The following is a 12,709-nucleotide window of genomic DNA, read 5'->3' as shown; positions in this document are numbered from 1 at the left end:
TACCAGAAAGTGTATACCCCTTATAATGATATTTATTGTCGTTATAAGTGGCTATATATTAAAAAGGAGTATACAGATAATTATTATTTAAGTAGTAGAATTAAAAATAATTTGATCTTGCTTAAAAGTTGGTAGTATAAAGTAATATAGATGTTTTTGTCACTTAAAAATTTAATTGAGGAAGAGACTATGGATGATAATACAGTCAAAATTTTGGATCTAGATGCTAAAAAAGCGAGAGAAGCGTTTTTGTTATCTAAAAATTACTTTAATTGTAATTTGCCAGAATATTTTGATTTTACTCTGGTACTAAAGGAAATAGATAAGGTACTGAGAAAGAAGAATAAGCAGCCGGACACACTGCTTGGAACTCTTAACGGGAAATATGGGATAAAAAAGGATTGTTTGGATGAACAGTTAAAAAAAAGCGAGGATATACATATAAACCTATATTTAAATAAAAACGGCGAATACGATTGGCGAAAATTACAAATCGTAAATCCATACTTGTACGTTAGTTTGGTTCATTTAATAACTCAGAAGGATAATTGGAGTAAGATTCAGGATAGGTTTAAAGCGTTTGATGATGAATGTGGATCAGAGATTATTTGTACCAGTATTCCGTTTATAAAAAAGGATGGAAGTAATGCAGAAAGTAAAGATGAAGGTATCAACTGGTGGAAATATTTTGAGCAAGAAAGTCTAAAAATGGGACTCTTCTATAAGTACTGCGTACAGACGGATCTAGTAAATTGTTATGGTGCGATTTATACTCATACCATCGCATGGGCGTTAGAAGGGAAGGATGAAGCTAAAGAAAATAGAGGAGAAGGAGCACTTTTAGGAAATAAAATTGATTCTACTATCCAGAGAATGCAAAATGGACAAACTAATGGAATTCCTCAAGGAAGTAAGGTTTTTGATTTAATAGCAGAACTAGTATTGAGATACTCAGATTCAAAATTAATTAAAAAATTACATGCTGAAAATATAAAGAGATCTTTTAAGATTTTACGTTATCGAGATGATTATAGAATATTTGCAAATAATAAAGAAACATTAGATAAGATAGTAAAAGAATTATCATTTATATCTGCTGAGTTAAATATGCATTTTAACAATACTAAGACTCGATTAAGTACGGATGTTATTAGTAGTTCCATCAAACCAGATAAAATGTATTGGGTAGATTATGAATCATTAATGGAATCCTCAGAAATATCCGATCAAAAGAAATTATTAATGATATATAAATTAACAATGAAATTTCCCAATACAGGAAGTGTGAAAAAGGCTTTAATAGCTTTCCGAAAATTATTACGTAGAAAATATAATATAATTCTCGAATACTATAGTTATGCTTATATATTTAGTATTTTTAAAGCCGCTAATCCTCTAGCGGCAGCTCAAAATATATTTGGTGAAATAGTAAACGAAAAAAATCAAAATTATGAAGTGGGAGATTTGTTTCAATTATGTAATTCTATCAATTCTCGTTTTGGTCAAATTGAAACTTTCGAAGTTGAAAAATTGAGAAGAAAACTTAAATCTTGTATCAGTAAGAATAGAGATAGTAATAATCAATTGTCATTAAGAATTGTTAATGAATTGTTAATAGGAAATATTAGTTTTATTCAAGCACTTTTTAAGAAAACCTTTTATAGTATTTCGGAGTTAAAAAATTCTTTTGAAAGGTATTTTGGAAATGATGATAACAATAAATTTATACAAGAAGAATTTGAAACGTTGATAAATAAACAGCAAAATGATTATCATCAGCTTGCTGCAATTTTGACTATGATTGGAGTACGTTCTCCTAAACATATTGATACAGTCGTTAGTTGTTTGAGTGTATTATGTGATACCTTGAATGATAAGAAAGATAAAGAAATTTTTATTGGTGAAGACATGAGAACATTTAATAAACGATTGAAGAATATGCCTAATTCAGAATACATGCAATTATGGATGCAAAGATTCTTTCTTGGTAATTCTGTTTTAGAGAAGTCAACCGATAGCGGTAATAAATTACTGAATGCTGTAAGCCAGATGGGAACAGGATATGAGTTTTGGAATATGAAGTGGTTAAATGAAATAGATAAAGATAATAAACTTAGAGTAGAGGCCTCTATTATAAATAAGCAAAAACTTGAAGAAGTTGAATCAATTATTAAGATAAATGAAGAAGATGAGTATGAATAACAATAGTTGGTTTATTCGTTAGAAGAATATTAGGAATGAGATATAAAATGGGATATGTACGTAATTTATTAAAGCAATTAATTCAAGAAGGTAAAGTTAGACAAGTCGGTAAGTCTGTTAATACTAAATATGAAAGCGTCAAAAAGCGTCAAAAATTTATATGGAATTAATCATAGATAGTCAATCATTATTAAATGAATGCTGATGGATAGGAAAGTATTTGTGTTAAAAGACTAATTTGCTGAATGTATATTGAATCGGTCTAATTTAAAAGTTATCGGTGCAAAATCAGCTAAGTTTGCACCGATAAAACGATTATTGCACTGAAAACGGTGAGGGGAAATTTAAAATTGGTAGAGCAAAATGTTAATAAGCAGAATTCATCTAGTGATAAAATTCATGATAATTTCTTTGATATATTAGATCAGAGTTTGAAAGAAGATTATGAAGTTTTAGAATTCCTAAAAGATAAATAGCACTAGAATATTTAATTTCTTTTAGTATGGAATGCACATAATTAAAATTTCTTACCCTGAGCGTTGATATATCAGGAGTTATATGAATTTAATCGTTACTTTCTGCTATTATTCGTAGGCATAAAATCTTGATCATATTTGTAATATCTTGATCATTTATAGTAAAATGATCAAGATACTAAGCCAGTGATTAAGATAAGGGTGTGACTAAAATTAAGCAATTTGACTATCAAACACTGAATCATTTGAACTATTCAAGTGATTTAGTAAATAAAATGAATCAAATTTATAATTTAAGAGGTAAAACTGATAGCTATGAGACTGATTATAGGGACACGTTGGACCGCTTAGTAGAAGTAGCTAAAGTTCAAAGTACTAGTTCATCAAACCGAATTGAAGGTATTTATACAACAGATGAACGAATGAACAAAATCATGCAAGACAAAACGCAACCGAGAAATCGTGATGAGAAAGAAATTTCAGGTTATCGAGATGTCCTTAAATTAATCCATGAACAATATGACTATATTCCTATCTCGGTTAATTCTATTTTGGAGATGCATAAGAGGTTATTTGCTTATACTGGAAGCACTTGGGGCGGTAATTTCAAGGACAGCAATAATAAAATAGTTACTGAGTATGGCAATGGGAAACAAGAGGTAAGGTTTAATCCTCCAGCAGCATATCTTACACCAGAATTAGTACGGAACTTATGTGATTCTTATAATCGAGCTATTAAAGAAGGTGTATTTTCACCACTACTATTGTCAGGAGCGTTTATTTTTGATTTTGTATCCATTCATCCTTTCAATGATGGTAACGGAAGAATGTCACGATTATTAATGTTACTGACAATGTATAAAGCGGGTTTTGATGTTGGAAAGTATATAAGCATAGAAAAATCTATTGAGGAGACCAAATCGTCATATTATCAGGCACTAAAAGATAGTTCGGAACAGTGGATGAATAATAAAAATGATTATTTACCATTTTTAGAATACTTTCTGGGCATTATCTTAAAAGATTATCGCGAATTTAATGAGCGCTTGAGTATGGTTAATCAGTCTGATTTACCTGTGGATCAATTAGTGTTAAAAACTATTCGTCAGGCATTAAAACCATTATCTATTAAAGAACTAAACAATCTTATTCCGCAATATAGTGAAATTACGATTCGACGAGCAGTAAAAAAACTTCGCGATGCTAATAAGCTGGAAAAGATTGGGCAGGCAAGGTTAACGAAATATGGTTTGAAAAATAATAGCTATTAGATGACAGAAAGTATTGAATTAACAAACAATGCACACAACTAGACACACAGAATCTAAATTGATTGGCTTAATTGTTGATATATCAATGCCTATGCAATTTAACCTCTGAGCTTCTTAACCGTTTTGCAAAGTGGTGGACATTTTTGACTAGGTGAAGTGCTACAAATGTTGGTATATCAACCTTAGTAGCATGTTAAAGTATGTTAAGATTCATCATTTACCAAAATTGAAGTGAAATATTTGAAAGAACATTAAGTTGATTCGGTTAAAAAATATTTGACATATTTGAAACGCATTAAAAAGTATGGTGCAGGAACAATCTCTATTTTAGAGGACAAAGATGCGGTATTTGTATTAAAACTAGTCGAATATTATATACAAGTCTATGATAAAATTGATGAAAATTAAAGCGCTAAATGGAAGGAGAAAGTGATGAAGTATTTTTTTAAATAGAAATGATAAGGCGACTGGTACTCAATCAATGATACTAATAATTATCAATAGTATTGTATTAACGATTTTTAATTTTGGGAGAGTAAATACTAGTGATCTAAAGAGTGTATGTATGGCTACTATTACTGTAACTATTCCTTTAATTATGAATGTTTATAAAGACAAGACGAAAATTAATATTGTAAAGCAGAATTTTGACTCACTGTTTAGTAAAGTCAAATTTGGTTTAATGGGATTATTAATTATTGCTATAGTAATAGCTTTTGAGATAATTTTTGAAATAATTATGAGAATAAAGATGCCAATTTCTCCAGTAACTATAATTTTGCTTCCAATTTTGTAAATAATGAATATGCTTTTCCATGCACTAAAACTATATATATCATATTTTATATTTAATAATAGGATTTTCAATTGTATTTGAACCTTGGATCTATGCTATGTTGTTTTATCTTGATAAGAATTACGAAAAGCAGTAATTACCCATATATTGAAGCAGGTACTACGAAATTACGAAAATCGTAGTATTTAGTGGAATTATTATTCATTATCAAGGTTAATCCAGTCCAGAACGCTCTTTGAAACTTGCTCAGCCTTTTCGCCATTCATCTTATTAATTAAGAACCTGCCAAAGTTTCTTCTGATAGGGTCCCATTCCTGTCTCGTCAGTTGAGCCATTTGCCAATTCATCTATATTTGCCTAAGTGCCTTTGCTATATATATTAGCGCTTTAGCACTGACATTATTAGCATTTCTAACTTCCAGACATGAAATATAGTTAGTTGAAAATAAAAATAGTAAACATTATGGCCAATATTGGATTAGGTCGCAAACCAGTATACACGGGAAGCTGATATCAGCACTGGTCCGCTATGCTGATACCAAGTCTAAAGTTAGGAAAATTGAAGCCGATTTGATTGATCAAATCAAAACTGGTCATGATTTTAGTACTGGTAGCAAATACTTGCCTGAAGCATTATCTGAGTGGATCAATCATCAAATTGAAATGGAACGTTGGAGTCCAGCTTCAATTAAAACCTGGCGCTATACAGAAAAAATGGTGCATTGCTATCTGGATGGGGTAAAAATAAGAAGTTGTGATGAAGATACAATTAGGGAGTTCATCACGACTTATGCGAGAGAGCATCATACTAGTATTACGACACATTCCACCGCCAGTAAACTTTTACAACAGTTAAGGACATACTTTTTAACATTAGAGGGTGATGTTATTACAAAATCACCAGTTCCTAAAAGGCCAATTGATTATTTTTTCAGACGAGATAAGCAGTCAATTACGAAAGAAAAGTATGTTATGACGGACCACGAATTTCAGGCATTCAGAAGAACCATTCAAGACGATTTAGCACAAGTTCCCATTCAACGTTGGGTCGTTCGGATGGCATTATGGGTTGAAGCAGAAACAGGAATACGACCACAAGAAATTCAAGCATTGAAGCCTTCTAACCTCACGCAAGATGAAGGACATTGGGTATTCAAAATAAATGATTCTTATTCTGAACTGACTAAGACATTGAATGGTCATCTCAAAGCTCGTCGTAAGGGTAAAAGTTGCTTGACTTCGCCAATTACTCAGCAGTTGCATGATCAACTACAAGTCTTTAAACAAAAACATGCAAAATTTATTAAAGACAAAGGTCTACAAACAACTAGTGAGTTATATTTTCTTAATTTAACTGATTACCCCCTTGCTAGATTAGGCTATCCAGTGACACAACGTTCAATGAATGACATGCTTAAGGAAATTTGCCGACGGATTGGCGTTAATAATGATGATTTACCATTGAGTTGTTACACGCTTAGAACAACTTGCGGAACTAGGCTAGCAAGGCTTGGTGATTACAGTTATGCTTGCAATCGATTGGGTAACTCCTTAGCGGTTTATATGCGTTACTATGTGAAGACGTTTAATACTGGTTATAGTGGATTGATGGATCGGTATTTTTAGTAGGCAAAAATTCAGGCAATACAATTAATGATGACGTAAGTTCTTAATAATTGGAGAAAAATACTTTATATGGTGTAATATATTTTCATATAGTGTAATATAGAATTAGTTGGACAGTTGGGTATAATATAGCTGTTCTTGTTGTTTAATTAAATGTAATATCAGGTTGGGAGTATATTTTGCGATTATATCATGGTACTACAACCTCAAATGCTCAAAAGATACTTAAATCTGGTAGATTTCATAGCAATTTACACATTATAGAATCAATTTTGTATGAGGGCGAACGAAAGAAGTTTGAAATTCCTGGATCATTGGGATATGGAACATATACTTTCGTGGATGATCCAAGTATGGCATTGCGTTTTATAAATAAATTTGATATGGACAATCAGGTTTTACAAGTTGATGTAGATATTGAGAATCCTGATAGTATTTTAGATTTTACAAATCCCGATCATCGGAAACAATTTCGAATATTTTCTCAGAATTCGCGAAATGTCCAAAAAGCCAATAATATTTTTAATGCAATACCAGGTAGACCTAATGGTAAAATAGACTTATTTGCTGGTATTATGACAGAAATGTTCATTGTGTATTTGAGGAAAAATGGTATTTGTATTAGGTTTGTAAAAAAACAAACAGAAACATTTTTACCACCGTTTAACAACAGTTATCAAAGACTCGGGATACCTAATGGTACAGAGTTTACTATTAGATATCCTGAAGATATCAAGTCAATAAAGCCGTATAGTTTTAAGGAGGAATCATAATGCGGATTGAAGATTTAATTATAACTCAACAAAGTGTTAACGATTTCTTTGATGAAATCGATACGGATGCTTTAGTGGAAAGTTTAAAACTATCTTTTAATGAACAATCAGTGACTGTTAGCGAAGGTAGGGCAACTTATTCTCTAAAAGAGCAAAAGGGTTACTACATGAAGGGTACAAGTAATCTGTTTTCTAACATGAAAGAGGTTGCGTAATGGTTGTATTAGAGTTTAAGGGTTATCATATTCTAAAAATGGAATATGAACGTAATCTGAAGTTTAATTCCAAAGAAGATGAAGCAAGTTTTAATCCTAACATCAATATTAGTTTCCACAAGAATAGTGATAAGGAAGCTAACGTTGTTCTTGGCTTTTCATCTAAAGATGAACTTCCTTTTAATGTTGATGTACAGATAGAAGGAATGTTCAAGTATAATGCTGAAGAAGATGAGGCAAAGCTAGGACTTGATAATTTGCTTAAAAAGAATGCAACTGCAATACTTTTCCCATATTTCAGAATGGTAATAAGTCAGCTTACTGGAATGAGTGGTGAATACCCTGCATTAGTATTACCGACTATGAATATAGGTAATTTAATAGATAAACAGGATAAAGAGTAGGATATTAAGTAAATTATTAAACTATGTGCTCTAAAAAGGACTTTGATGATAATTGAATAAAGTTTCTGACCATGCTTTTAACACAAAATCTTAATACGTTTAGGGTAAAATCCTTTTATACCAAGGATTGAGTTGCCCTGAAAAAGCGACTTAGTGAGCACTACAAAGAACACATAAGCCTGTAATACCAGCAATTATCGTCGGCGGTACAGGCTTTTTTTGTCGCTTAAATGGCGCTGATTTAACACGGGCGGATGTTGGTAAGTGATTTTGAGTGTCTGAAGTGTTTGGATTGCTGATATGGCAAGGTTAGTCGTGTGTTAAAATATGTTAAAGAGAAAGAGGAGGAGATCTACATGCTTAAAATATTTAGTATATTTAATTCGAAGAATAATAAAAAGGCAGTAGGTAATGCTGAAAAGTTAAGGAAATCAATTAACTACTTAACGAATCAGAAAGATAGTGGAGATCATCTTATTGATAAGTTTCATACATTAATGTACTTGCAAAAAATTATTTGTAATAGTATCACTTATGATGATTACGGGTATAAAACAATATACGAACCTAATTCTGCACCTGAGTTAGGATTGAAAGACTTTCTACCAAGAAATAATCTTTACAAAAATATTGATATGCATGATAATCCTATTCTTATAAATTCTAAAGATGTGGCTTTCATTACTATGCCATGGAGTAATGAAAGAATCATTGATAGTTTAAGAGGCATTGGAAATGATGCGGATAATCGATTCGATAATACAAATTCTAATATTGACAATTTATACATTTATCCGTTAGGGATTGTATTAGTATCATCAGGGAACCATAGCCAATTATCTGGTTTATTAAAGTGTGAATTAAAGCGGATAAAAGTAACTGGAATTTATGATATTTCTGAAGAACTTCTTAAAGATAAAGATGGACAATTTGTAAATTTTCTTGGGTCATCAGAGGAAAATACTCTTTTAGAAAAATGGCAATCTCTTATGGAAATTGGAAAATATTTATTAAAGTACAACGAATTCCCCCATCAAATAGTAAACTGTATAGAGAAAGAGAACGATAAAAAGGATAGAGAAGGTAATAAAGTATTAAATTCGATGACTTATAAAGATAAAGTTTTAACAGAGTTTTCCAATACTGCATATCGAAGACTAACGGGAGCTATGAACTTTGACAATGTACCAAAGGCAATCTGGAATTTATGGTATGATGAGAATAATGAATATTCTGTCCAAAGTTTAAGTAAAGCAAATGCTGATGATAGTAAGTGGAAAACTTTATATGGAATGTTTCAAAGGGAATTTGCTAAGTTAAAATAATGCTCAATTCCCGTCACATCAGCTTTTGAACAAAGTTTCTGACCACGTATTTAACACAAAAGCTTAACACGTTTAGAGTCGAATGCTGTCGTACCAATACCTCAGCTACCCTAAAACAGCGCCTCTAGTCAGCATAATTAAAACTTGCAAAGTTTATTAGTCCTTAATATATCAATGTTTTACGGAGATGTATCAAGGACTATTTTTGTTTATTTAAGAACATTATGCACACAGAAAAAGTGTGTGCATGTGCTTGCATCGATGCATCGCTAGAACTATTGGTTTAATAGGCGTTATAGAGGATTTTTTGTGTGCAAATCATGATTTGAAATAGTTGATATGAACATGATTTGAAATAGTTGATATGAAAAAGAAGAAACATGATTCCAACAAATAGTGAAATCATGTTTTTATAAATTAACATTAAATTTTAGTCAGCGATATCTTACCATGAAGTACTTTAGTTATTTTTGCCAATCTGCGACGACTACTTTTCCAATCATATGTCCATTTTCAACAAGGCTGTGAGCTTTCCTAAGATTTTCGGCATTTATTGGAGAAAATGATTGTGTTAAAGTACATTGCAATTCGTTATTATTAATCAAAGTTGCTATTTTATTAAGAATCTCATGTTGTGATTGCATATCTAGTGTATGATAATAAGATTTTGTATACATCCATTCCCAAGCGAATATAGCCTTTTTAGGTGTTAATAATCGTAAATTAATAGGTCGTCTATTTTCTGTAATAGATGCAATGGCACCCTCTGGTTTAATTAATTCGCACATTTCTTTCCAATGGCTATCAATATCTTTTAATTCCAGAATGTAATCAACATATTTATAGCCAAGTTTATGAACTTCATTTACCAGATTCTTTCGGTGATTTACTACATCTGCAGCTCCATGAGATTTCACCCAGTTAATACTTGCAGGTCGAGAAGCTGTGGCAATAACTGTTAGACCAGCATTAGATGCTAATTGTGTTGCAACAGATCCTACACCTCCAGCGCCATTAATAATAAGAATCGTTTTACCTTCATTAGTTTTTTTATTTTGAGATAGGGATAATTGTTCAAATAATGCTTCATAGGCAGTTAGGGAAGTTAAAGGCATCGCAGCTGCTTGGGCATCCGTCAATGATTTAGGAGCATTTCCGACGATTCGTTCATCTACCAATTGATACTCACTATTGCTTCCTGATCGTTTAAATGAACCAGCATAGTAAACACGATCACCTGGTGAAAAAAGTGATACTTTGCTACCGACTTTTTCAACAATTCCACAAGCATCCCAGCCAATAATTTTGGGTTTTGAGAGTTTTCCATGCCCATTTCTTCTTACGCCAACATCAACAGGATTAACTGAGACGGCATTAACTTTTACTAATAAATCGTGTCCCTTAGGTGTTGGCTTTGGTGTCTCAAATTCAAATAAACTTTTTGGATCTTTAATATCCAAATGTTCGCTAAAACCAATTGCTTTCATAATTAATTCCTCTTTCCTTGTTTTATACTTATCAATAGTAAGCTGGGAAACAAATCAAACAAGAAGAGAATTTAAAATTCCTATGTAACAATTATTTCCCTAATAGTGACAATTGTTGAGATCGTGTATTATAGAAATTAGGATTCAAAAATAATAGGGAGGAGCATGATTTTGCAAAGGCATATTTATAATTGTAATGATGGTTGCCCAGTTGAGAGCACTTTACAAATTATTTCGGGTAAATGGAAAAGTGTAATCATCTATCATTTAATTAAAAATAAAGTGTGTCGTTTTAGTGAATTACAAAAACGGATGCCAAATTGTTCTAGGCGAATGCTATCTTTACAACTTAGCAAATTAGAAAAAGATAAAATTATTGAAAAGAAAATATACCCTGTCATTCCTCCTAAAACAGAATATAAATTAACCTGTTTTGGACAAACGTTGACTCCACTTATTATTGAAATGGAGAAATGGGGAAGAACATACAATACTATAAATTTAGAAGGAAATTAAAAGCTTACACCTAGATGTAGACTTAATGAAATTTCTTATTTTAATTTTCTTCCATATTGTCAGCAATAATATCAACGGTTGCTTGATAATGAATTAGATTTATAATTTAAAGGGTAAAACTGACAGCTATGTAATTAGCTATCAGCATACTTAGGTAGTCACATAATAGTATTATTAAGGAATAATTGTTTAATTACTGAAGGGAAGTTATTAAATGGCGCAGATTCAACTAATTAGGTCACCTTTTATCCCATCAAATAACCAATTTCCTGAGGATCAGTTGATTGGGATTGCAACTAATTTTTATCATTCCGTCCCATTTTATCATCCAACGCCGCTAGTAAAATTACCGAACTTTGCTCATGAGAATAAACTAGGAACAGTATATATTAAAGATGAAGCTCACCGCTTTGATTCGCGCTTAAAAGCATTTAAGGCGACTGGTGGCCTTTTTGCGATGGCCTGTTGTATTGCTAAGCAAGCTGGGTTGCCATTAGCGGGCTTGACATATGATCAATTGCAGACTCATGCTGTTAAAGCGGTTGCTAATAAGCTCACCTTTTATACGGCTACTGATGGAAACCATGGGCGTGGTGTTGCTTGGGCAGCAGCCAAACTTGGGACCCATGCAGTAATCAAAATGCCTGTTGGTTCAACCAGACTTCGGGCGGAACATATTGCTCAATTTAATAATGCCCAAGTTGAAATTACTGATAAAAATTACGACGATACTGTTCAATTCGTCTATGAGTTATCGCAAAAAGACCCTAATGGTATCTTAATTCAAGATATGGCATGGTCAGGTTACACCAAAATCCCGCAAGAAATATCTGCGGGGTATTCAATTATTGTAAACGAAATTCTTGATCAATTAGCCAAGGATGATTATCCGACCCACCTTTTTCTCCAAGCGGGGGTTGGGCAGCTATCTTCAGGAATTATCAATGCACTATTCAGTCAGTTGCCAACAAACTACTATCCAATTGTAACGATAGTTGAACCTGCCAATGTTGCCTGTTATTTCCTTTCTGCCCAAGAAGCTGATGGTCTAGCGCACACTGTTCCGGGATCCCCGCAAACAATTATGGCGGGGCTTAATTGCCAAACGCCGAGTGCAATTTCTTTTCCACTCATAAAAAAGACCGCTAGTTTTTATGGTACATTAACGGATGAGGTAGCAGCCAATGGAATGCGCATATTAGCACATCCTAGGGGTAATGATCCCGTAATTGTATCAGGTGAATCTGGTGTTGCAGCCTTTGCCTTTTTAAATGCCGTTGTTCAAAATTCCCAATATCGACAATTGTTAAAGCTTGATTCAACTTCCCGAGTTCTAGTTATCAATACCGAGGGTGATACTGATGAGCATGATTATCAAACCATCATTAATAAGTAGACAGGCTGAGTAGTCAATTGACATAAGCATGTCCGAAGTAACTAACGATTAGATCAAGCCTAGAATAAATCGATAAAAGCCAATGGGAGTGAGACAGAACTAGCTTGCTAGTTCGTTTTTCGACGCGAAGCTAGCCTTTAGGGAACCCCCGCAAGCACAAAGAGGACTCTAGTGTTCGGATTTTCCGAACGCTAGAGTCCCTTTGTGTACTGCGCTGTAGCA

General features: G+C 32.6%; 12 protein-coding genes. 10 read left to right on the top strand and 2 right to left on the bottom strand.

Annotated features, from left to right (window positions below):
- Positions 1-189 precede the first annotated feature (189 nt).
- The 3 genes from DTK66_RS10185 (at position 190) to DTK66_RS10175 (ending at position 4,745) form a co-directional block, all read left to right on the top strand.
- The gene (locus DTK66_RS10185; protein ID WP_191668596.1) at positions 190-2,202 is read left to right on the top strand and encodes an RNA-directed DNA polymerase; all 2,013 of its coding nucleotides are present in this window, start codon (positions 190-192) and stop codon (positions 2,200-2,202) included.
- 688 nt (positions 2,203-2,890) lie between these two features.
- The gene (locus tag DTK66_RS10180; protein WP_368356248.1) at positions 2,891-3,949 is read left to right on the top strand and encodes a Fic family protein; all 1,059 of its coding nucleotides are present in this window, start codon (positions 2,891-2,893) and stop codon (positions 3,947-3,949) included.
- A 565-nt stretch (positions 3,950-4,514) separates the two neighbouring features.
- On the top strand, positions 4,515-4,745 hold the full coding sequence (locus tag DTK66_RS10175) for a hypothetical protein (RefSeq protein WP_191668595.1): 231 nt from the start codon (positions 4,515-4,517) through the stop codon (positions 4,743-4,745).
- Between the two features lie 197 nt (positions 4,746-4,942).
- Here the strand turns inward: DTK66_RS10175 and DTK66_RS10170 are convergent, their stop codons facing one another.
- Positions 4,943-5,092: a hypothetical protein gene (locus DTK66_RS10170; RefSeq protein WP_191668594.1), complete on the bottom strand. Its 150-nt coding sequence runs from the start codon at positions 5,090-5,092 to the stop codon at positions 4,943-4,945.
- A 316-nt stretch (positions 5,093-5,408) separates the two neighbouring features.
- Between DTK66_RS10170 and DTK66_RS11045 the strand changes: the two genes are divergently transcribed.
- The 5 genes from DTK66_RS11045 (at position 5,409) to DTK66_RS10145 (ending at position 9,088) form a co-directional block, all read left to right on the top strand.
- On the top strand, positions 5,409-6,371 hold the full coding sequence (locus tag DTK66_RS11045; protein ID WP_225209076.1) for a tyrosine-type recombinase/integrase: 963 nt from the start codon (positions 5,409-5,411) through the stop codon (positions 6,369-6,371).
- Between the two features lie 179 nt (positions 6,372-6,550).
- The gene (locus DTK66_RS10160) at positions 6,551-7,144 is read left to right on the top strand and encodes a hypothetical protein (protein ID WP_191668593.1); all 594 of its coding nucleotides are present in this window, start codon (positions 6,551-6,553) and stop codon (positions 7,142-7,144) included.
- Entirely contained in the window at positions 7,144-7,359 is a 216-nt protein-coding gene (locus DTK66_RS10155; RefSeq protein WP_191668592.1) for a hypothetical protein, read from the top strand. Before DTK66_RS10160 ends, DTK66_RS10155 begins: the two co-directional genes overlap by 1 nt.
- The gene (locus tag DTK66_RS10150; protein WP_191668591.1) at positions 7,359-7,763 is read left to right on the top strand and encodes a protein-export chaperone SecB; all 405 of its coding nucleotides are present in this window, start codon (positions 7,359-7,361) and stop codon (positions 7,761-7,763) included. The genes DTK66_RS10155 and DTK66_RS10150 overlap by 1 nt, the downstream gene beginning before the upstream one ends.
- Before the next feature lie 356 nt (positions 7,764-8,119).
- The gene (locus DTK66_RS10145; protein ID WP_191668590.1) at positions 8,120-9,088 is read left to right on the top strand and encodes a DUF6710 family protein; all 969 of its coding nucleotides are present in this window, start codon (positions 8,120-8,122) and stop codon (positions 9,086-9,088) included.
- 464 nt (positions 9,089-9,552) lie between these two features.
- Here DTK66_RS10145 and DTK66_RS10140 read toward each other — a convergent pair whose 3' ends face one another.
- Positions 9,553-10,575, bottom strand: coding sequence for a zinc-binding alcohol dehydrogenase family protein (locus DTK66_RS10140; RefSeq protein WP_191668589.1), 1,023 nt, complete (start codon positions 10,573-10,575; stop codon positions 9,553-9,555).
- 171 nt (positions 10,576-10,746) lie between these two features.
- On the opposite strand from DTK66_RS10140, the gene DTK66_RS10135 reads away from it, so the two are divergent.
- Positions 10,747-11,091 carry a winged helix-turn-helix transcriptional regulator gene (locus tag DTK66_RS10135; RefSeq protein WP_191668588.1) on the top strand — a complete coding sequence of 115 codons (345 nt, stop codon included), beginning with the start codon at positions 10,747-10,749 and terminating at the stop codon, positions 11,089-11,091.
- Positions 11,092-11,305: 214 nt separating this feature from the next.
- Positions 11,306-12,487 carry a diaminopropionate ammonia-lyase gene (locus DTK66_RS10130; protein WP_191668587.1) on the top strand — a complete coding sequence of 394 codons (1,182 nt, stop codon included), beginning with the start codon at positions 11,306-11,308 and terminating at the stop codon, positions 12,485-12,487.
- The last annotated feature ends 222 nt before the right edge of the window (positions 12,488-12,709 follow it).

The organism is Limosilactobacillus walteri (genome assembly GCF_014830205.1).
GTDB lineage: Bacteria > Bacillota > Bacilli > Lactobacillales > Lactobacillaceae > Limosilactobacillus > Limosilactobacillus walteri.
This window is presented reverse-complemented; position numbering and strand designations above follow the sequence as displayed.

Excerpts from the sequence above, each read along its gene's own strand:
- DTK66_RS10130 (WP_191668587.1), top strand. The coding sequence starts at position 11,306 with ATGGCGCAGATTCAACTAATTAGGTCACCTTTTATCCCATCAAATAAC.
- DTK66_RS11045 (WP_225209076.1), top strand. The coding sequence starts at position 5,409 with ATGGAACGTTGGAGTCCAGCTTCAATTAAAACCTGGCGCTATACAGAA.
- DTK66_RS10170 (WP_191668594.1), bottom strand. The coding sequence starts at position 5,092 with ATGAATTGGCAAATGGCTCAACTGACGAGACAGGAATGGGACCCTATC.
- DTK66_RS10175 (WP_191668595.1), top strand. The coding sequence starts at position 4,515 with ATGGCTACTATTACTGTAACTATTCCTTTAATTATGAATGTTTATAAA.
- DTK66_RS10140 (WP_191668589.1), bottom strand. The coding sequence starts at position 10,575 with ATGAAAGCAATTGGTTTTAGCGAACATTTGGATATTAAAGATCCAAAA.
- DTK66_RS10185 (WP_191668596.1), top strand. The coding sequence starts at position 190 with ATGGATGATAATACAGTCAAAATTTTGGATCTAGATGCTAAAAAAGCG.
- DTK66_RS10145 (WP_191668590.1), top strand. The coding sequence starts at position 8,120 with ATGCTTAAAATATTTAGTATATTTAATTCGAAGAATAATAAAAAGGCA.
- DTK66_RS10155 (WP_191668592.1), top strand. The coding sequence starts at position 7,144 with ATGCGGATTGAAGATTTAATTATAACTCAACAAAGTGTTAACGATTTC.
- DTK66_RS10150 (WP_191668591.1), top strand. The coding sequence starts at position 7,359 with ATGGTTGTATTAGAGTTTAAGGGTTATCATATTCTAAAAATGGAATAT.